The 21974-nt window shown below is 36.3% G+C and carries 20 protein-coding genes; 9 read left to right on the plus strand and 11 right to left on the minus strand.

From position 1 onward, the window contains the following. The 8 genes from ABVM52_RS10345 to ABVM52_RS10380 all read left to right on the plus strand — a co-directional run bounded on the left by ABVM52_RS10345 (position 1) and on the right by ABVM52_RS10380 (position 6386). A complete protein-coding gene (locus ABVM52_RS10345; protein ID WP_405380199.1) occupies positions 1-639 on the plus strand; it encodes a cation diffusion facilitator family transporter in 639 nt (212 codons plus the stop codon). Further along, positions 636-1058, plus strand: a complete 423-nt coding sequence (locus ABVM52_RS10350) for a Fur family transcriptional regulator (RefSeq protein ID WP_116772171.1) — start codon at positions 636-638, stop codon at positions 1056-1058. The genes ABVM52_RS10345 and ABVM52_RS10350 overlap by 4 nt, the downstream gene beginning before the upstream one ends. Positions 1059-1077: 19 nt before the next feature. Beyond that, positions 1078-1869, plus strand: coding sequence for a cation transporter (locus tag ABVM52_RS10355; RefSeq protein WP_192462282.1), 792 nt, complete (start codon positions 1078-1080; stop codon positions 1867-1869). Positions 1870-1902: 33 nt separating this feature from the next. Further along, the gene (locus tag ABVM52_RS10360; protein WP_405380202.1) at positions 1903-3867 is read left to right on the plus strand and encodes a heavy metal translocating P-type ATPase; all 1965 of its coding nucleotides are present in this window, start codon (positions 1903-1905) and stop codon (positions 3865-3867) included. Between the two features lie 29 nt (positions 3868-3896). Then, entirely contained in the window at positions 3897-5021 is a 1125-nt protein-coding gene (locus tag ABVM52_RS10365) for a DUF4238 domain-containing protein (protein WP_405380203.1), read from the plus strand. A 172-nt stretch (positions 5022-5193) separates the two neighbouring features. Beyond that, positions 5194-5565, plus strand: coding sequence for a metalloregulator ArsR/SmtB family transcription factor (locus ABVM52_RS10370; protein ID WP_116216553.1), 372 nt, complete (start codon positions 5194-5196; stop codon positions 5563-5565). 12 nt (positions 5566-5577) lie between these two features. Beyond that, positions 5578-6180: a mercuric transport protein MerTP gene (merTP, locus tag ABVM52_RS10375; protein WP_099546398.1), complete on the plus strand. Its 603-nt coding sequence runs from the start codon at positions 5578-5580 to the stop codon at positions 6178-6180. Next, positions 6180-6386, plus strand: a complete 207-nt coding sequence (locus ABVM52_RS10380) for a GDCCVxC domain-containing (seleno)protein (protein WP_099546397.1) — start codon at positions 6180-6182, stop codon at positions 6384-6386. Before merTP ends, ABVM52_RS10380 begins: the two co-directional genes overlap by 1 nt. Before the next feature lie 211 nt (positions 6387-6597). Here ABVM52_RS10380 and ABVM52_RS10385 read toward each other — a convergent pair whose 3' ends face one another. From ABVM52_RS10385 to ABVM52_RS10435, 11 genes are all read right to left on the minus strand, one after another. Then, on the minus strand, positions 6598-7824 hold the full coding sequence (locus ABVM52_RS10385; protein WP_405380206.1) for a phage integrase SAM-like domain-containing protein: 1227 nt from the start codon (positions 7822-7824) through the stop codon (positions 6598-6600). Positions 7825-8238: 414 nt separating this feature from the next. Beyond that, a complete protein-coding gene (locus tag ABVM52_RS10390; RefSeq protein WP_405380208.1) occupies positions 8239-9330 on the minus strand; it encodes an adenylate/guanylate cyclase domain-containing protein in 1092 nt (363 codons plus the stop codon). Positions 9331-9414: 84 nt separating this feature from the next. Then, positions 9415-10182: a DUF6090 family protein gene (locus ABVM52_RS10395; RefSeq protein ID WP_405380210.1), complete on the minus strand. Its 768-nt coding sequence runs from the start codon at positions 10180-10182 to the stop codon at positions 9415-9417. A 259-nt stretch (positions 10183-10441) separates the two neighbouring features. Continuing rightward, complete coding sequence (locus tag ABVM52_RS10400) at positions 10442-11302, minus strand: universal stress protein (RefSeq protein WP_405380212.1); 861 nt, start codon at positions 11300-11302, stop codon at positions 10442-10444. Positions 11303-11424: 122 nt separating this feature from the next. Further along, on the minus strand, positions 11425-11844 hold the full coding sequence (locus ABVM52_RS10405) for a GreA/GreB family elongation factor (RefSeq protein WP_405380214.1): 420 nt from the start codon (positions 11842-11844) through the stop codon (positions 11425-11427). Positions 11845-12008: 164 nt separating this feature from the next. After that, entirely contained in the window at positions 12009-13301 is a 1293-nt protein-coding gene (locus tag ABVM52_RS10410) for a Glu/Leu/Phe/Val dehydrogenase (protein ID WP_405380216.1), read from the minus strand. 303 nt (positions 13302-13604) lie between these two features. Continuing rightward, positions 13605-13967: a hypothetical protein gene (locus tag ABVM52_RS10415; protein ID WP_405380218.1), complete on the minus strand. Its 363-nt coding sequence runs from the start codon at positions 13965-13967 to the stop codon at positions 13605-13607. Then, positions 13964-14404: a GreA/GreB family elongation factor gene (locus ABVM52_RS10420; protein WP_405380220.1), complete on the minus strand. Its 441-nt coding sequence runs from the start codon at positions 14402-14404 to the stop codon at positions 13964-13966. The genes ABVM52_RS10415 and ABVM52_RS10420 overlap by 4 nt, the downstream gene beginning before the upstream one ends. A 214-nt stretch (positions 14405-14618) precedes the next feature. Next, entirely contained in the window at positions 14619-15944 is a 1326-nt protein-coding gene (locus ABVM52_RS10425) for a sigma-54-dependent transcriptional regulator (RefSeq protein ID WP_405380222.1), read from the minus strand. Beyond that, positions 15944-17035, minus strand: a complete 1092-nt coding sequence (locus ABVM52_RS10430) for a sensor histidine kinase (protein ID WP_405380224.1) — start codon at positions 17033-17035, stop codon at positions 15944-15946. The genes ABVM52_RS10425 and ABVM52_RS10430 overlap by 1 nt, the downstream gene beginning before the upstream one ends. A gap of 242 nt (positions 17036-17277) precedes the next feature. Then, entirely contained in the window at positions 17278-18702 is a 1425-nt protein-coding gene (locus ABVM52_RS10435) for a nucleoside hydrolase-like domain-containing protein (RefSeq protein ID WP_405380226.1), read from the minus strand. Positions 18703-18920: 218 nt separating this feature from the next. Here ABVM52_RS10435 and ABVM52_RS10440 point away from each other — a divergent pair, with 218 nt between their 5' ends. Further along, positions 18921-21725, plus strand: a complete 2805-nt coding sequence (locus ABVM52_RS10440; protein ID WP_405380228.1) for a triple tyrosine motif-containing protein — start codon at positions 18921-18923, stop codon at positions 21723-21725. Positions 21726-21974 lie beyond the last annotated feature (249 nt).

Here is a 21974-nt window from a genome sequence, read left to right on the forward strand (position 1 = left end):
ATGAAAGAAACAAGAAAACAAAATCTAAAACAAGCAAGAACACTTCAAATTTGGAATGTCATCTATGACATTATCGAGGTGGTCGTATCACTTATAGCGGGATTCACGGCAAACAGTTCCGCCTTGATAGGCTGGGGACTGGACAGCACTATTGAAGTCATAAGTGCTGGCACTCTCGGTTGGCGATTGCACGGCGAAATCAAGGGTTTGGACGAAAAGCGCGTAGAAAAAAGAAAAATGACAACGCTATACGTCATCGCAATATCTTTTGCCCTCATCTGCATTTTCATATCCTATGATTCCATTTCAAAATTAATAAGTCAAGAAACAGCATCTTGGTCCACGTTGGGCATTGGGATACTGATAGTTTCCTTAGTAGTGAACCCCATTCTGATTTACTACAAAAGAAAATACGGTCATAAATTGGATAGCCCTGCCCTGTTGGCCGATGCCAAGGACACTTTTATTTGCCTTTATCAGACTGTGGTGGTCCTAATAGGCCTATTGCTCGTAAAATGGCTGGGCTGGTGGTGGGCTGACCCTATTGCAGCATTATTGATAGTGCCATACGCGGCAAAAGAAGGTTGGGAAGCCTATTCCAAAGCACAAAAAATCAAAAACAGCATCGATAAGAAATGAAAGAAATAGAAAAAAGATTGATTGACAATGGGGTTCGCCCAACGGCAATGCGCATATTGATTTATAAGTATATGGCCGATAGGGATGCCGCCATCGCCCTGACTGATATTGAGAATGCTTTCGCAAAAGCGGATAGAACCACATTGTACCGAACCCTAAAAACGTTTGAAGAAAAAAACGTGGTGCATCACATAGATGACGGAACTGGAATCTCTAAATACGCACTTTGTGAAGAAGGCTGTAATTGTGAAATAGAACAGGATTTGCATTTACATTTCCATTGCACTAACTGTGACGAAACGGTTTGTTTAACGGAACAAAAAATCCCGCATATCAATTTGCCCGATGGATATTTGGCAGAGGATGTTAATCTCGTGGTTACGGGAATATGTGAAAAATGTAGCAGTAATTTACTTTAACAAACAAATTAGATTGATTTTGAAAAAAAGCACTTTTATAATAACTAAAATGGACTGCCCTTCAGAAGAGCAGATGATTCGGATGAAGTTAGAGTCTTATGCTCAAGTAAAACACTTGGATTTTGATATTCCTAACAGAAAATTGGAAGTATATCACGTGGACGACGTCAAGGCGATACAAACGTCTATAGCCAGCTTAAAACTTGGGGATTCCTTAGAAGGAACCACAGAAGCCGAACCACCCGTAATGGAAGACCAATCCAAACAAAAAAGAATCCTATGGTGGGTCTTGGGCATCAACTTTGGCTTTTTCGTTATCGAAATGACCACTGGTTGGATTTCTTCTTCGATGGGTCTAGTGGCAGACTCATTAGATATGCTGGCAGATTCCATCGTATATGCATTAAGCCTATTTGCGGTAGGCGGTGCCATTTCAAGAAAAAAGAAGGTTGCGAAATACAGCGGATACTTTCAGATGGCATTGGCAATACTTGGGTTTGCAGAGGTCTTGAGAAGGTTTTTTAGCAATACCGAAACGCCCCTGTTTCAATGGATGATTATAGTTTCAATTTTCGCATTGGCAGGTAATTTGATATCGCTCTGGCTCATCAACAAGGCAAAGAGCCAAGAGGCTCATATGCAGGCAAGTGCCATTTTTACATCCAATGATATTATTGTCAATGGTGGTGTTATAGTAGCTGGGGTGCTGGTTTATTTTCTGAATAGTAAATGGCCCGATTTAGTGATTGGCGGGATCGTTTTCACTTTTGTAATGCGCGGTGCATTGAGAATACTGAAATTATCGAAGTAGTTTTTAAAATGATATCAAACTTGATTAGAACATATGAAAAAGAAAAAAGTAAATTTACGGGACATTGACCCAAAAGAACATAAGGGCGAGCACAGTCACGATGATGGCCATAACCATAGCAGCCCTGAAGAAATTTCAAACTTTAGAACCTATCTACCGGCTATTTTCAGCTTTGTAATGTTGATAGCCGGAATTGCTATTGATTACTTTGAAGCATTTCCACATTTTAAAGGATGGATAAGAATCGTTTGGTATTCCGTCGCCTACATTCCAGTTGGCTTTCCCGTCATAAAGGAAGGGTGGAACAGTATCAAAAATGGGGATTTCTTTACTGAATTTTTCTTAATGTCCATTGCCACATTAGGGGCATTCGCTATCGGCGAATATCCCGAAGGTGTGGCCGTAATGTTGTTCTATGCTGTAGGCGAGCTGTTCCAGAATGCAGCTGTTAACCGTGCAAAAGGAAATATAAAAGCCTTACTTGATGTCCGTCCGAATGAGGCATTGGTTTACCGTGATGGCGATTTTGTTTCAGTAAATCCCGAGACTGTTGAAATTGGCGAAAAGATTCAGGTACGTGTAGGCGAAAAAGTTCCGCTTGATGGTATTCTACTTTCTGAAAAGGGCTCTTTTAATACTGCTGCCTTGACAGGCGAAAGCAAACCCAATACTATTGCTAAAGGCGATACCGTTTTTGCCGGAAGTATCAACCTTGATGGCGTAATCGAAATCGAGACTACTAAGGAATTTAAGGATAGTTCTATTGCACGAATTCTGGATATGGTGCAGAATGCAACTGCCAGAAAATCAAAGACCGAATTGTTCATTAGAAAATTTGCTCGGATTTATACGCCTATCGTTGTATTCCTTGCCATCGGACTTACGTTCCTTCCTTACTTTTTTGTAGATGATTACGTGTTTAGGGATTGGCTGTATCGCGCATTGATATTCCTTGTGATTTCGTGTCCTTGTGCGTTGGTCATTTCTATTCCGCTGGGCTATTTTGGCGGATTGGGTGCGGCATCGCGAAACGGCATTCTGTTTAAGGGTGCATCCTTTCTTGATGCAATGACCCAAGTAAACACGGTCGTAATGGACAAAACAGGAACTGTTACTAAAGGGGTTTTTAAAATCAAGGAAATCAATTCCATCACATTTGAGGAAACCGAGTTTATGAAGTATTTGATGGCGATGGAAGAGCAATCCACTCATCCTATCGCCAAGGCGATTCTCGAATATAAAGCAGACGGTTCAGATTATGAAGCGACTGATGTTTCAGAGGTTGCCGGAAAGGGTTTAAAGGGAACAGTCAACGGAAAAACCGTTTTGGTAGGAAACAAAGCTTTGATGACTTCAAACAATATAGAAGTCCCTTCGGAAACGGATGACATTGTAGAATCAATCGTTATGGTGTCTATTGATGGGAAATTTGCAGGTTATGTTACCATTGCAGATGAATTAAAAGATGATGCGCACCAAGCCATTAAACAAATTAGAGATGCAGGGATTTCCAAGATTATAATGTTATCAGGTGATAAAAATTCTATTACACAGCAAGTTGCAAAAGAGTTAAATATCGATTGGGCGAAAGGTGGGTTGTTACCTGAAGATAAACTGAATGAGGTTGAAGAACTTAAAAAGCAACCTGAAACGAAAGTCGCATTTATTGGTGATGGTATTAATGATGCACCCGTTTTGGCAGCAAGTGGTGTAGGTATTGCGATGGGTGGTTTAGGAAGCGATGTCGCCATTGAAACAGCCGATGTAATCATACAGACCGACCAACCCAGTAAGATTGCAAGAGCGATTAAAATTGGTCGTTCAACGCGACGAATTGTCTGGCAAAATATTGCGCTTGCATTTGGTGTCAAGGTCATAGTCCTCATTCTCGGTGCAGGTGGATTAGCAACAATGTGGGAAGCTGTTTTTGCTGATGTGGGTGTGGCGTTTTTGGCTATATTGAATGCGATACGATTGCAGAAGATGGAATGGAATTAGTACATTCATGAAAATTCATTATTTCATGTATGGCTAAAAACGAACCCATCAAGCAACATTACATACCACGGTCTTACCTGAAAAATTTTGGTGTTGAAGGTAATAACGGCAACTATTTTGTTGATGCTTACAGATTGGAAGATGATTTGCTTCTTGAACAGATTAGTACAAAAAGTATTTGCTTTCAGAAAAATCTTTATACGATTCCGAATGCCGAGATTGATAGGAAATACGATTTGGAATATCATTATGCCGAACACGTCGATTCTGAATTCCCTAAGATTTATAAACTACTTGTCGATGAAAATGTGAAGATATTGACCTCTGAGCAAAAAAGGCAAGTACTATACGTCTGCCTATCCCTTTATTTTAGAACCCCGAGGTTTCTTAATCATCAGAACGCATTTACCGACCAAATTTTAGATAGAATGTTATTGTACGCCGACGAAAACGGCGATGTGAAATTTACATTTGAAGAAGAAAAGCACGAATTCAATATTAAGGATATTGGTAAAGTTAGACACGAATTTAAAGAGCGTAACAGGATTAAATTCTTGGTTCAACATTTGGAAAAATGGAAAGAATTTGTGGATTTCAAATATGATTGTACTATAAATGTCCACCGAATCAATGATGAGGATGCACCATTAATTACTTGCGATAATCCGGTATCAATACGCGGCGTAAAATCAACTCGATTTGAAGGCCTTTTTAATCCTGACTCAGTAATAACTTTGCCTTTAGATACCAAATACTACTTAGAAATCTTTCCAAACAGTATTGCTGATGGTCAAACCAGAATTAATAGGATGGTTCACGATAGGGACTATGTTTTTACTACAAATGGAATCGTTCAGATTAATGCTGAGAAATTGATAATTGGAAAACCGGGTACGATAGAACGACATTTTGAAATTCAATCGAGTTACGAGGATTCTGAAAATGGGGAACAATTTGTTGAAAAGGCAAAGTACAAGTTAGAGCAACTTCAGAAATTTACCGAACTTTTTGAAAAAAAGGGATTAACTTCAAAAGAAACCGTTGGTCAACTGAGAAAAATGCTAAGTCATGAATATTTCAAAGATGAAGACCAACTTATTCAAATGAAAAGGCTACTTATTGCTGCCGGACATTGGAATCAGAATCCGAAATAGAAATATCATAGTCCCTTATTTTTTTCACTGGTGCTACAAAAACTCGGTAGGCATTCGTCTATAAAAACTAAAACAAAGAACCAATCCAACTTCCTAAATAATATGTCTACAGTTTTAGTATATAAGTATTTGCTTAAATAATGATATATTTGTAGACGTTAAGTTAAAATTGATGAGCTTGGAAATAACCTGTACCCGGAATGAAGCCGACCATAAACAAATATCACGGTGCAAGAGGACAATAGAAAATTCTTCCGATAGTTTTAAGGCCATGAGCAAAATTTTGGCCCTTGCCGGAAGTGAGGTACGACTGAAAATCCTATTTCTTTTGAACATAGAAAATGAATTGTGTCCTTGCGATATTGCTGACATTCTTGAAATGAGTGTCCCCGCGGTATCCCAACATATCCGTAAAATGAAGGATGCAGGAATTATCACATCGAGACGTGAAGGTCAAACATTATATTATTCGTTGGTAAAGAGTGAGGATAATGTTTTAAATGGAATTTTCAGTTCAATTTCGATAAGAAAGAAAACAGCTTAGAAAGTTTAAATTATGGCATCGAATAATACTTCAAACACCGCGGCCTATACCAGTATTTTTACCGCAGTTGCAGCATCAATATGCTGTATTACCCCTGTCTTGGCACTGATTGCTGGAACAAGCGGCATTGCATCTACCTTTTCCTGGGTCGAGCCGTTTAGACCCTATTTTATCGGCTTGACCATTATTGTTTTGGTATTTGCATGGTATCAGAAATTACGGCCAAAAACAAAGGAAGAAATAGATTGTGCCTGTGACGATGATGCGAAACCTACATTTTGGCAATCCAAACAATTTTTGTTCATCGTAACCGTATTTTCGGGATTGATGCTGGCCTTCCCGTACTATTCCAACTTATTTTATGCACAGCCCACAAAGGACATCGTCTATGTCTCTCAATCCAATATCGAAAAGCACACGTTTTATGTTGAGGGAATGACTTGTGTGGGTTGTGAGGCACACGTAGAAAGTGAAGTCAATAAGTTGGATGGAATTATTTCGGTAAAAACCAGCTACGAAAATGCCAACACCATAGTGGAATTTGACAAGACCAAAACCGATTTGCCCGCAATCAAAAAAGCCATAAACAGTACAGCTTATAAAGTAGTCAAATAATGAGACCTCAGTTAATATCAACAATTACTTGCCCAAATTGCGGGCTTGAAAAAGAAGAGGAAATGCCAACAACGGCCTGTCAATTCTTTTATGAATGTGACAATTGCAAAAAAGTCCTTAAGCCAAAAGAAGGGGATTGTTGTGTCTTTTGTTCCTACGGTACTGTCGCTTGTCCACCTATTCAGAATAACGAAGATTGTTGCTGATTGATTGCCTACACAGTTCTCTAGTAAGAGAAAACTTTTTCGGTGCATTTAAAAACAGTTCATTTTAACGGCCAATATATAGGACAGTTTGCCTACTCTTTAGTGCTTGGTAATTAAAGGTCTTAATTGTGGTCTTTTTTAGTAGTTCTCTTAATTAACCTTTTACGGGACAGAAAAAATTACCTCGTTTTAGATATTTACAATTCCATGATTATTTAGAAAAATTAATTATTGCGTTTAAAGCTTCATCAGCGTTCTTATGAATGAAGTTGCCTTGATAACCTATAGTGGTGCTTAGATGAGTATGTCGATATAATTTCTGAAGCATTTGTGGAGAAACTTTATCACCGGCTATATTTCCAAAACTATGACGGGCAATATGATTGGTGATTTTTTTGTCGATTCCGGCAAGGTCCGCAATAATTGTTAGATTTGAATTTAGCCTTTTAATTGAGGTTTTAATTCTCGAATAGATAGCTTTTGAATCTTTAATGGGTATGGTCTTGAGTTCTGGAAAAATATAATCGGATTTGGTTTTTTTATCTTTTCGATAATATGATAAAATAGTAATTACGGGTGTTGGGAGCTTTAAGGAATCAGCTTTGTCATTTTTACTCATCTTGTAATACAATCTGTCTCCCACAATATCAGACCATCTCATCCTTAAAACGTCTGAAATCCGAATTCCCGCAAGATAGAATGAAAACAAGAATACATTTCTAGTATGCCACACGGAGGTTCTCGGGTCCAAGTCAAGTTCTTCGATTTTACGAATTTCGGTTTCATCGAGACCTATTTTAATAGTCTGGGGGTATTTGATTTTTATTTTGTCCTTCCCGAAAGGGTAAAACTTTCTATCTACTATTTTTCTGCTGATGGCCTTATTATAAAGTAATCGTATCATGACGAAAATATTCATAACGGATCGTTCGGATAGTCTGGCAGTTGTACGGAGATAAATTTTTAATTTTTTCAATAAATTTTCGTCAATTTCTTCAAACTCTAAGTTGCGTTTTTTAGCGAATTCTTTTATTCTGTTTATTTTACTTCTATCGGAAATTGCTCTATTATGATTATTTGCTTTGACTAAATCTTCGACATGTTCATTGGCAAGTTCGAAAAAGGATAACCTTTTAGTGTTTTTCCTTATAGAGTCTATAATTTGTTTTGCGGAATAATTCTGTTTTGAAGCTTCCATTTCAAAAATGATATCTTCAATCTCATCATATTTCTTTCTTATCAACCTATTCAACTGCTTATGCCTTGAATGTGAAGATTTTACTTTTCCTGCTTGTTCATCCCAAAATCTCGGGTTTATCTTTTGCCCCAAATGATAATAACTTCGTTTTCGATTTACAGTGAGCCGCAGAGCAAGTCTATAATCTTTGTTTCCTTTTGTGTCGGTTTTGGTGTGTAAAACTGTTTTTAGGGTTGCCATATCTTACCGATTTTTTATAAAGATAAAACATTCGGGGTAACACATGGGTAACACATTTTATGGTTTCATATCGATTCAAATGAGTATAAATAAAATATTAAGTAACTAAAAATCAACAATATGTATTATTTTGGTGTGATTTGATTGGCTAAAAAGCTGAACTTAGGATCTAGTGCCGCAAGGTGTGAGAGTTCGAGTCTCTCCGCCTGTACAACAAGAAGCCTTTCAGAAATGGAAGGCTTTTTTTATGGAATAAAGTGAGGTCATGGTTAATATTAGGAGAGGCGAGAAGCTTATCCTGAGCGGAGCCGAAGGGAGTCTCTCCGCCTGTACAAAGAGAAGCCTTTCAGAAATGAAGGGCTTTTTTTATGGAATATGGTGAGGTGGTAATTGTTGAAAACTAATATCCAAATTCTACTCCTTGATGGTATATAATGTTATGTTTTTCTCCTTTCCCTTTAATTCAACCGTGCCTATAGACACCAATGAAAAGCTCTTTTTTTGAGGCATTGCACGTACTAGATTTTCGGAAATTAAAATGTCCACCTGGTATTCATTACAAAGACTCTGGATGCGGGAGGTGGTGTTAAGTACATCGCCCGTGAAAATTATTTCTTTCTTTAATGCCCCAATTTCACCTGTAGTTACGGTTCCGGCATGCAAGCCGGCTTTAAATGTGGGTATAATACCAAAGTTGGTTTGGTACCATGGTGCTTTTTTCATTAAATCATTTTTCATGGCAAAAAAACAATCTATGGCATTGTTCACTTGAGTATCATCTTCATACTTCCAAGAAATTACAATTTCATCTCCTATATATTGATAAACCTCTCCTGAGTAACGTACAATAGCATCAGAGAAATCATTGTAATACGTCTTTAAAAGCTCAAAATATTTAATATGTCCCATTTGTTCCGCTATAGTAGTTGACGATTTCATGTCGGTAAACATAAATATTCGTTTTTCTTCTATAGGGCGGTGGTATTTACCCGTAAAGAAATTCATAAGGACTCCGTGACCAATATTTTCACTTATCTCATAATAAAACAAGCTAACAATAAGATTATAGGATATGGATACCACTGTGCTAACAAACTCAATGCTCACTATAAAGCTTTTAAACTTGTACCAAACCTGTTCACTAAAGGGAGAGGTATTGGTTTCTATAGCTGCGGCTATAGGAAAGGTGAGCAGAATGATTAAAAGCAAAAAAGAACTGTAGAAGGCAACTTTGTAAAGAAGTTTTTTTGAAAAATTCTTTTTACTGAACAAATTATCCAGCCAAAGAACTTCAATTGCCCCAACCATAAGCCCTACTACAACAAGCGCAAAGCTTGCAAAGATAAAAACCTCCGTAGTGATATTGATGCCACTGATCGGAGTTAAGTCTGTATTTAATGTTACAGCTTCTTGGGTAAACAGGTTGATCCAACCCAATATTAGCCAAATAATTGCAAAGGGTACGATCCTTGAAATATTTCTTTTGGCCTTTGGGCTTATTTGCATGTGCGCATGATTGGGTTTACATGTATTAAATAAACTAATGTACTGTTTTCAGTATATATGAAAGATTAGGTTGATATGTTGGTCCTATTTCAATTCCTGGTTTATTAATTCTAATATTTCGTCTATTTCTTCTAAAAGCGGAATGTAATGGGAGGTTTCTGCACTTATGCCCGTTAAAATAAATGAAAGTGCGTTATTTTCAAATTGCTTTGTATGTAGTAAACCTATATTACTATATGGATCCTTTGTTGGGGGAAGTCCAATGGTTGTTGGGGTAATGTTAGCATGGTCCAAAATTGTCCTAAGGCTAGCTTCATTGCTTCTAAGCATATCACGAACATTTTCTCTTTGTTTTCTAAGGTCGGCCTCCTGTACTTTAACATGCGCTATCATAGATTCCCAAGAAGTTAAGTACAAACGTAATTCTGTATTGGAAATATCTTTTAAGCTACCGGAATTCATCATTTCGTTCAATAATGAATTGTTGGGGTTGTACGCTATTTCGTATGAAAAGGCTTCAAATAAAAGTTGAGATAGTTCTTGTTCGTTATGTTGATCCTGCCCAGTATCTAAAATGGTTAAAATTGTCTTGGCACTTTCGTAATTATCCTTATTTACCTCTATAAGAGTCTGTAGCTTAGTTTTATTGGCGGAAAATTCATTTTTAAGACCTATTAGATATACCTGCTCTTTTTCTCTTAAAATATGCTCCTGATTTGCATTGTTGATACGTAAGGCAATTAAAATACCAATTACGACCAGAATAATTTCACCCAAGGCATATAATAGGTAGTTGCCCAGTTTTTTTTCGATAATTAGATTGCGTCTAACTTTTCTAAAGAATTTAAGCATACTTATGTTCTTATAGGTTCCTATAAATGTATTAGCTTTTTTTTATTCTTACTATATTTTGATATACAGATGTAGATAATTTCAATTGTTTTGCGTGATTATCTTGAATTTGGGAAAGCACTTTGTTATTTGGAAATTAGTGTTGAAAAGGCCATTTTTAGCATCTTTTTCCAGTAAATGATGCAAGAGAAATCTGCCATAACTTTTAAAGGGAGTAAAATGGATGTTTTAGAGGGGAGCAATGTTTTAATACCATGGGTTATCTTCTAAGACCCTCTCCATGTAATGCCAATACAGGTACATCATTAAAATATCCTAGCTTGCTCAAAGTGCGTTGACCAAAACCCATGCGTTCCCAAAACGAAGGTTTTTTATCTATATAGCTTATCATATGGGTGTTCTTGATATCTACAAAGCAACTTAATGCAGTGGCCATACCTACATTATGAACTACGTTTGCAGAGTAATTGACGCCCTTTAAATGTTTATAAAGACGTTTTTGGTTTCTTTTTTGCCATAGACTCATATCCCCTGGGTCGGTTAAACTTAAAATTTGGATATAGGTATTGTGCAATTTGGCTACTTCTACCAAATGCTTAATTTCTTTTGGCTTGAAATTGGTTTTAAAGTTTGTGGTCAGCACAATTTCCTTGGGCATGCTATAACAAACATTTTTAGGAATTACTAAAACAGGACAATGGCGTATATATTCAATAACGGATAAGGTGTTCTTTCCATAGGCTTGATTGTTTTCATTACTACAACCTTTAGCGCCCATGATTACCATATCTATGTTCATTTGTTCTACAATATATTTTATGGCATTAATAAATAACGCGGATCGTGATAACATATGAAACCGATGTTTTCTGTTCCTATTTTCAAAGGTCAGTTTGGCCATAATATCCCCCAATCCTTGGTTAGAACGTAACTCTGAAAATTTATTAAAAGCCTCATCTGGATCTAACAAGATAATATTATCAAGCCCGTGTGCTTCCTTGGCGTAGGTATTTAAAATATAAAAGTCGCACTCTTGATTTGCAAATAGTTGAATAGCATATTGTATGGCATTCCAAGAATTTTTAGAAAAATCTGTGGGTAATAATAGTCTCTTTGCCATGATGGTGAGTTAAAATGTTAGTTTACAATGTTGATGTATTTATGGTTATTCATTAGGTTTAAATTACAGTTTGACTTTTTTTGTTTTTAAAAAGACATCTTTTATTTCAAAAGATTTGTGGCTTACAAAACACTATCTATGTTTACATGTCTGTGTTTTTGTTCTACTTCTTTTATAGTTAATCTTTGCTCTCCGGAAGGAAATTCCCAAATTATGGTGTCCCCTTTCGCATAGCCAATAACCGCAGAACCCATTGGTGTTAATATGGATATTTTACTGTTCTTTACATCACTTTCATTTGGGGTTACCAGAGTAAATGTAGATTGCCAGCCATTTTCGGAATCTATGGTGATTTTGGTATTGAACCTAATGACATCCTTAGGCATTTTAAGGTCATCCACAATTTGCGCATACTCCAGTTCTCCCATTAATTTTTTCATGGAATAGGCAAGTGTCCTATCCTTATAAAACTCAGAAAGGTTCATAAGCCGTTTTAAGAGCATATATTCTTTTTTTTCAATAATCAGATTATTGTATTTCATTGCTTTTATTCTTTTTATCAGTACTAATAAATTTGGTATTCTGAACAAAAAAGGGGCAGTACGACTCAAAATCTTGAATAGACCACCCCCGTTCAGCCCTTCCTCAGAGGAAGGTATAACCACCAAAGTTATTTCTTTGTCTCCTTATACGGTGTTGACTGGCTTTAAGGAAATATACCTCTTTGCGTATATGCCTCTTCTAAACGTTCTATGGCAATTATAAATGCTGCCGTACGCATATCCACATCTCGTTCAATGGAAGTAAGCATTACCTTGGTAAAAGATTCCTTTAACTTTTTCTCTAGTTTTTGCATCACTTCATCTAGCTGCCATATTTCTCCATTCCTGTTTTGTAGCCATTCAAAATAACTACCTATAACTCCGCCAGAATTGCAAAGAATATCCGGGATAATCTCAATACCATTTTTTAATAGTATTTCTTCGGCTTCAACATCAGTAGGACCATTTGCCCCTTCGGCAATTAGATTAGCTTTTATATATGGGGCGTTTTTTGCCGTAATTTGATTGCCAAGTGCTGCTGGTACAATGATATCGCAATCAAGTCCGAAAAAATCGGAATTATTTATTATTTCAGCGTCGCTGAACCCTAAAATACTACCCTTGTTTGCTTTGGAATATGTCAAAAGCTTTTCTACGGAAATACCCTTTTCATTATGTATACAACCATAAGCATCTTGAACGGCAATCATTTTTGCTCCTTCCTGCTCTAAAAAATGTGCGGTCCAATAGCCAACATTTCCAAAACCTTGGACAATATATCTTTTGTGCTTCAGGTTTATTTTTTTGCTTTCTGCCCAGAATTTTATGGTGAGGTACACACCAAAGCCTGTTGCACGGTCCCGGCCTTCAGAACCACCTGCACCAAGGGGTTTGCCGGTTACCACGTGCATATTCTTTGATCGCTCGTTGGGCGATTTGGTAGACATATACGTATCCAAGATCCACGCCATGGTTTGTGAGCTGGTGTTTACATCAGGAGCCGGAATATCCAATTCTGGACCAATATTGTCACCCAAGGCGTAAGTAAACCTTCTGGTTATTCGTTCCAGTTCTGCAATGGAATATTTATTGGGGTCTAATTGTATGCCCCCTTTTGCGCCCCCGTAGGGTAACCCGGCTAAAGATGTTTTCCATGTCATCCACATGGCCAAGGCCCTTGCAGCATCAATATCTACCGTAGGGTGGTAACGTAAACCACCTTTATAAGGACCTAATGAGTTATTGTGTTGCACCCTATAGCCCGTAAAAACCTCTACCTCTCCATTGTCCATTCGTACTGGAAAATGTACAACGAGTTCATTATTGGTCACCTCCAGTATCTTTCTGATATTGGGGTTTAGGTCAATAATGTCTGCAGCATTATCAAACTGGCGCATGACATTATTAAGCATGCCCTGCTTTTGTGCCTTTTTATTTTTATGTGTTTTTGTGATCATGTATGTATGTTAACTCCAATTCACTTTTAACTTTTTAAATGGAAATTTTTATGCCATTTCTGTTCCTGTTTACCAACGGTTTGTCAAACTGATGTATGTAATCCCCACAACAATGTATGTTGTATTTGTTTTTTGTTAAACTGCAGAATGTTACATGATTGCATGTAAGGCAGATACTTCTTTTTAAATTCATATTTCATGACCTTTTTTAAGTTTGGGAAATAAAAAATCTGCCTGACAAACATTTTTTTTGAACAAAACTAAATTTGAAAGCCAGGCAGATAGGTCAACTAGCTATATGCATTATTTGGATACCAACTCTCCAGATGCCAACGCCTCTGAATAGTTTGCCGTAATTGTTGGGTGTGTACGGAAAAAACGAGAACCGTCCGTACGCTTCATCTTAATTTTGGTTTCACCATCTTTGGTTTGTTTAACCTCAGTAACCACTACTTGGTTGCCTTCAACAGTTTTATAGTTGGCAATACCACCTTTCTTGATGATAAAATTTGCTCTAGGTAAATCTATATGTTGAAATTGGTGGGCCTTTGGCTTTCCAATTTCATATACATCACCTACTTTAACTGAATTTTGAACATTATCCGTGTTCGTCTGTGCTGTTAGCATACTTGCTGAAAATAGCGCTGTTATTACATATTTAATCATAGTTCTGAATTTTGGGTTAATAAATTTTTCTTATGTTTTGCTAATGCGTCGTTTATTGTTTTCTCTGTAAGGTTTACCTTAAAATGTTGATTGGTCTGTGTAACTTTTTTTATGGTCAAAGTGACTACATTACTGGGAAGACCATAGGTGATTACATCTCCTTCCGATAAACCAATGATCGATGCCCCCAATGTACTTTGTACGGAAACCTTGTCATCTTCTAAATTGTTTTCATGTGGTGGCACCAATTGAAATGTTTGGTTCCAGCCAGATTCATAACTTAAATTGACATTGGAATACATTCTTATGATATCTTCTGGCATGTCTTCCAAATCATAAATCAATGCCTTTGACATACGCTCCTTTAAATTGTCCAATGCGTCTTTATGAGCATAATCTTCTACATAAGGGGTCAGTTGTTGATACCTTTGTATCATCACGAAATCTTTTTTTTCTAAAACTATACTTCCGTATTTCATCCCCCTTTATATTGATTTACTATAAAGAGGCAATAGGCATGCCCATGAATATTAAAAATGTGTTAATGTTTTTAAGTAATTGAATATCAAATACTTAATAGGAGTGTGAAAATAAATAACGAATTTTAATCCGGGGAATATTTACCCGGTTGGGGAGATTTGTACCGGTGTGTTATTTTAGTTTATCGCGAAGTGTTTTGCGATCTATTTGAAGAATTTCTGCAGCTTTTGTTTTATTACCATTTACAGAGGCGAGTACTTTTTTGGCATACTCTTTCTCCATTTCTCTAAGCGGTAGAAATTCCGTGGTGGGAAAATCTATCTGAAACTTTAAATGATCAGGTAAATCCTTTACTTGGATCATACCATCACTCATAATAACGGCACGCTGTATTAAGTTTTCTAGTTCCCTAATATTTCCCGGCCAGTGATACCGTTGTAAAATGTTTAGTGCATCTGGGGCAATACCCATTAATTTATCCCTATACTCAATACCATATTTTTGGACAAATTTTTCTACTAATAACGGTATGTCCTGTTTGCGGTCCCTTAATGGCGGTACATTTATTTCAACTACGGTTAGGCGGTAGTAAAGGTCTTCTCTAAATTCATTTTGGGCAATGGCCTCTTGAAGGTTGCTATTTGTTGCTGCAATGATCCTAATATCTACCTTTTCAACTTTTCGTGAACCGATTTTGGTGATTTCCTTTTCTTGTATGGCCCGTAACAATTTTGCTTGGACAGATAATGGTGCCGTTCCTATTTCATCTAAAAAAAGGGTTCCCCCTTCTGCTGCTTGAAAGAAACCGTTTCTATTTTCATTGGCACCGGTAAAAGCTCCTTTTGTATATCCAAAAAGCTCTGCTTCCAATAAATTTTCAGGTATAGCTCCACAATTGACCGCCACAAATGAAGCTCTGGAAAAGGTTCCTGAATAATGAATGGCCCTGGCAACCAGTTCTTTTCCCGTACCGCTCTCTCCTTTGATCAGCACCGTGGCCTTGTTATCTTTGACCCGATCTATAATGTCGGTTATTTTCTGAAAGGCAGGTGAAGAACCTATCATTTCTGAATAACCTTTGCCCTTATGGGGAATGGTTATAGTCTTTGGAACATCTTTTCTTATTTTACTTTTCAGCGATTTATCTACTGCCTGTTTTAGCTCTTCTTTAGTAAATGGCTTGGTTAGATAGTCCGTTGCACCGGATTTGAAAACTTCCAATGCGCCACTTACCGATGGGTAACCGGTTATAACCAGTTTTGGTATATCCGGATAATGTTCATCTGCAAACCTCACCAATTGAAGACCGTCAACTTCTGGCATTTGAATGTCGGTAATCAACAAATCTATAAAGGTGTCCTTTAGAATATATAAGGCCTGCTTTACGGAGACGGCTTTGAAGATATGGTAGTCCATTGACTGTAAATGCCGCTGTAACAATTCTAATATATCTATGTCATCATCTACAAGCAGTATGTTCTCTTTGCGTAAGGCCATTATGGTAATTTAGGAAAAGATATTGTAAAAATGGTTCCTTGGGGATGGTTCCTTTCATGGGTAATTGTGCCTTTATGACTACTAATGATACCATGAACCACACTTAGTCCCAATCCCGAACCCTCACCCATAGGTTTTGTAGTAAAAAAGGGCTCAAAAACCTTGTCCTCGTTTTCCATTGTAATTCCGGTTCCTTCATCCGTAATACGAAGGGTAATGTACTTCTTGCCTTTTTTTAAACTTATTTCAATCTTACCTTCTTTAGGGGAGAAATAAATAGCATTCATAATTAAATTAAAAAGCACTTGTGTCAATTGTACATTGTCTGCCCGTAATGCAATGTCTTGGTGACTAAAAGATTTAATAAGTTGTATGTTTTTTGTTTGTAGAGAGGGGCGTAACAAATTCAATACATCTTCTATTAAGGGTATAAGTAGTATTTCGTTCATTTGTTGCGGCATTTCACAAGCAAAAAACATTAATTTTTTTACCACTTCACGACTAAAAATAGCATTATCCACTATTTTATTTAAATCGCGCAAAGCATCGGCATCTGTTATACGTTCCTTTAAAAGTTCCGTAAAACCAAGAATATTGGCTAAAGGAGTATTGATTTCATGAGCAATACCAGCGGTAATTTCACCTAAAATATGAAGTCTGTCCGCTCTTTCTACTTGTCTTTTTATAGCGGCCTCACTATCATGTACTTGTTTTCTTTCCAATAAATTTCCTACCGCTAAAGCAACATTCTCAAGTAGTTTTTCTTCTTCGACCAAAAAATCGGTTTGTTTATATTTATTACTAGGATAACCCACTTTTATACAACCACAAACCTCATTAAAAACCTTAATGTCAGATTTAAGGTATACCATATCGTTACGGTACCCATCTGTCTTAATATCATATGTACCACTTTTTAACAATACCTCGGTATCATCTTCAAACTGCCATGCTTTTTTCAAACAAAAAGTTATAGCCTCTAAAGAAGTGTGTAACTGACTATAGTCAGAATTTACGATTATGGATGTTACTTCATATAGACAAGTAAGTTCCTTAATACGCTCTTTAAGTTTTGCCTCTGTGCTTACCATTTCTGCCTTAATTGAAATAGTGAAGTTCCTAAATATTTTTTTAGGATTAAAATTTTAAAGTAAAATACAACCAAGTGTTTAGTTTTCTTTAGACTGTTTTTATCAGATGAAATTGTTGACTTTTAGCTTGGTTGTATCCTTTGTTTGGGAAGCATTTGCAGACCTTTAGGCTTTAAAAAGCATGATTGTTAGGATTATCCCTTCAATGCGACGTTAAATAAATATTAAGAGGTTCTCTATTTCTATTTTGGAAGCACAGTAACCTTTACCCGTTTATATCTGGTCAGTACTGGTGTGCCTTTGTCAGAAACCTTTACGATAAAGTGTAGTGTTTCTTTTTTTGACACTTCTGGGGCGGTAAGATTAACTATGTGTACGTTATCCGCACCCATATTTATCTTCTTTTTATACGAACCTATCTCAAGATACTGAAACCATAAAAAGCTTAAATTATCACCATCTGGATCCGTAGAATCAAAAGCGTCCAAAACAAATCTATCGCCAGATTTTACCGTGAACTCCTCTGAGTGGGTCAATTTGGGAATGGGCGGGTGGTTTGCTTCTTCAAAACTCATGATTGACCAGTCCATACGGGCTGCAAAATCATTTTGAAAATCATCTCGCCAACGCCATAAGGTTTCTTTATATCCCGTAAATGTGATGGAATCTGGCCTTACGGTTCTTCCATATTCTTTTGGAACATGAGGTGTGTAGCTGTCAATGGCATTGGTCCAAATTGGCCGGGTCTCTGGAGCTATGGTAACAATGGAGCCTCCGTCCTTGGTTTTTGAAAAATCTGGTTTGTATAATTCATAACGACCGCCCCAACCACCTAATTCTGGATGTTCCGCAATATTTAGACCATTAGGAATCAATGATAGGAATGCGGGAGTGTCTCCTTCTACTCCCCATGCAACATCAGGATAATTTGCTCCAAGCGGTCCGTGGTTTTGTTGTATGTTTTGTGCAAGCCAATCATTGCTAATGCTAGTATTATCAATACCTTTTACAAATGAATTTATTCCTGTCCATGTGGCTTGGCTGTATTCATCGCCCGGGGTAACTATATAGAATACATCCGGAAAATTGTTTCTGATCCAAATACCACTATCATCTTGATCGGAAATGGTATACACCCTTAATTTGGAGATCATTTTTTTGGCCTCCTTAGCACTTTTGGTGTTTTTAATTTTATATAAGGATTGCGCCAAAGTATTTACCCCGCCCCAAACGGAAATCCATAAGGGTCTGTCATCTTTTTCTTCCAATACTTTTATGATCCAATCAGAGCCTTCGGAATCCATACCGGGCCCAACCCCTGTCATACCGTATTTAGGGAGACCATCTTTTATTAGGGCATTTAAGGTAGCTGCGCTTGGGTATTCTTTGTCATGTATTAATAAGTTTGGGTGAACATCGCCATAGGCTTTTACAAGTTTTCTTATGGAGGCAGGATTTATTTTGTCCTGCAGCCAACATGAAGTTGTGGCAACCATCCCTTTGATGTCTATTTCATTGCTATATAGAAATAATCGTATGAAAGATTGGGTGTCGTCTGGGTCGGCTTCTATATCCGATAATATAATTACGCGTTTCTTAGTATTTGCTTGTGCATTACAAAAGGTGGGTAGGTGGATAACGACAAACAGTAGTAATAAATATTTCATAATTAGATGGTAAAAAAGAAGCTAGTTTATACAATGTAGTTTTTTGCATGATAAATCTCAAATATAGCAAAAAACAAAGCAAAAGAAAATAAACGAAAATAATAATAAGACCGTATTATATTTTAGGTTATTGTACTAGTAGCTATGAAAATTAAAGGACTAAAGTTGGGCTATAAATATCTTATATTTAAGTCTAACTAAAATTATGGTTCCTGTATATGGCAATAAGACCTTTAACTTTCTTGCTCTTAATTTTTATTGCATTGGGCGTTAATGCCCAAGAGTTGCCGCCTATACAAAACTTTTCGCCTTTATCTTATGGGGCGGGTAACCAAAATTGGGCTATATCCCAAACGCGTGATAAAAAGATTTACGTTGCAAACAATAGTGGTCTGTTAGAGTTTAACGGAACTAAATGGATTTTATATCCATCTCCAAACGGTACCCCATTAAAATCGGTAAAAGTAATAGGTGATCGTATTTACACGGGTTGTTATATGGAATTTGGATTTTGGGAAAAGAATGAATTCGGTTCGCTAATATATACTTCAATTTCATCAAAATTAAATGAGCCGGTTGTAGAGGATGAGCATTTTTGGACTATAAAACATGTTAAGGATTGGGTGCTTTTTCGTTCTTTAGATCGTATTTATAGTTACCATATAGGTAATTCAACAATAGAAATATTGAATGCCAAAACCACACGTGCAACATTACATAAGGTGTTTAATAAAATATATTTTCAAAAAATAGGAGAAGGGCTATTTACCATAGAAAATGGTGAAGCTGTATTGGTTTCCAATGATGAAATTTTAAAAAATGATATTCTAGTAGGTGCATTTCCATTACAGTCGTCAATAGTATTGGTTACGGAGCAAAACGGATGTTACCTATTTAAGGATAATAGGTTGACAACTTGGAAAAATTTGAACAATACACCATTATCTAAAACTAAAGTCTATAGTAGCTTGCAACTACACGATGGCTCTATAGTACTAGGTACTATTTCTAAGGGCATATTTAAAGTGGATGCAAAAGGTAATGTGGTTATGCATATTGACCAGGAACAGGGTATTCATAACAATACCGTGTTATCTATGTTCCAAGATGTAGACAGGAATTTATGGTTGGGGCTGGACAATGGAGTTAGTGTTATAAATATGGAATCGCCATTTAAGGAGTATATAGACCATGTGGGAGAGCTAGGCGTGGTTTATACCGCAATTCTATATGATGATGTGCTTTATTTGGGAACTAACCAAGGATTGTTTTATAGAGCCAATGAATATGATAAATTTAAACTCATTGAGGGTACCCAAGGTCAAGTTTGGTTGTTAAAAAATGTTGACGGAGTTTTATTCTGTGGGCACCATGCCGGAACGTTTATAGTGAAAGGTAGTACGGCACAGAAAATTTCTGATTTTTTTGGCACATGGGACATTCAACCTATACCCAGCAATGATAATTTGCTGTTACAAGGAAATTATGAAGGCTTAAGTGTATTGGAAAAAGTAAATAACAAATGGACTTTTAGAAATAAAATTGATGGATTTGAAAGTTCAAGCAGGTTTTTTGAATTTGATGATGACCAGAGTATTCTGGTAAATCATGATTATAAAGGAATTTTTGAATTAAAATTGGATTCAGGTTTTACCAAGGTAGAAGAAGTAGGTCAAAAAAATTCCAAAGGGCCGGGTTCCAGTTTGTTGACTTATCATGATGATTTAATATATTCAACCGTAAACGGTGTATTTAAATATAATAGGGAAAATAAAGAGTTTGAAAAGGATGCTGTATTAAGCGATAAATTTTTTGCAAGCGGAGATGCTATAGTTGGTGTTCTCAACTCAACAGATAAAAACAGAAGTCTTTGGGGCTTTTCAAATAATAATATTATAAATGTTTCTACCGGTACCTTAAGCGGTGATCCAGAAAAAATTAAAATACCTATACCAAAATTTTTTAGAAAAGGTATGGGGGTGGTAGGATTTGAATCTATTGTTCAATTAATGGATAATACCTATCTCATAGGTACCTCAAATGGATACGTTACACTTAATTTAGATAAGGTAGAACAGCAAAACTATCATGTAGCTATTAACTCAATTTCAAAAGAATTTTATGATGCACCAAATATTGATGTCGCAATAGTGGACGCTTCGGAATTTGAATATGGTGAGAATAATCTAAAGTTTCACTACCATGTTCCAGAGTTTGATAAGTTTACTGAGGTGTATTACCAATATAGGTTAGATGGTCTTTATGTCGACTGGAGTTCATGGTCTACAGAATCTAATGTTTCATTTAAAAATTTACCATTTGGTACTTATAAACTTCAGGTTAAGGCTAAGGTTGGTAATGAACTTGTAGAGAATATTGCTGCATATGAATTTGTTATAAAACGACCCTGGTATGTATCAGTTTTTGCGATTACCCTATATATCTTGGTAGGTGTGCTCTTGTTTATTCTGATTCATAAGCTTTATAAAAGATTTTATAGAAGACAGCAAGAGCAGATTTTAAAAGAGAACAGAAAGCGTTTAAAAAGGAAAAAGCTAAAAGCGCAAAAGAAAATCATTCAGATTAAGAATGAGCAATTGCAGGAGCTAATAGATAGTAAAAATAGAGAATTGGCTATTTCTACAATGAGTATTATTAAGAAAAATGAATTCCTAAACTCCATTAAAGATAAATTAAAGGAGGCCCCTGAAAGCCCACAAATTAAAACCGTAATCAAAACCATTGATAGGAATATTAATAATGATGACGACTGGAAATTTTTTGAAGATGCCTTTAATAATGCCGATAAGGATTTTTTAAAGAAGATTAAAGGTATGCATCCAGAATTATCTTCCAATGATTTACGACTTTGTGCTTATTTAAGGTTGAACTTGTCTTCCAAGGAAATTGCGCCTTTATTGAATATTTCACTTAGAAGTGTAGAGGTAAAGAGATATCGGCTTAGAAAGAAAATGAATTTGCAACATGAAGAAGGGCTTACAGATTATATTATGGGTCTGTAGTCCACAACACTACCTATATTTACCACAACATTACTACAACATATCTATTTTTTTGGATAATAGTACGGACCTGTTTTACTGGTCAAAAGCGGTATATATTAATGATTCAATATATTTTCAACGCATATTTTACGATGTATGTTTTTTGTATAGGTTATTTTTTAGGATTTCGCAATTACCTCTTTTAAATTGCAATTCATGATTTTTAAATATTCAACAAATTTGAAACCTGCTTTTTTATGCAGGTAA

Origin of the sequence: Maribacter sp. LLG6340-A2 (assembly GCF_045057105.1) — a bacterium.
Classification (GTDB): Bacteria; Bacteroidota; Bacteroidia; order Flavobacteriales; family Flavobacteriaceae; genus Maribacter.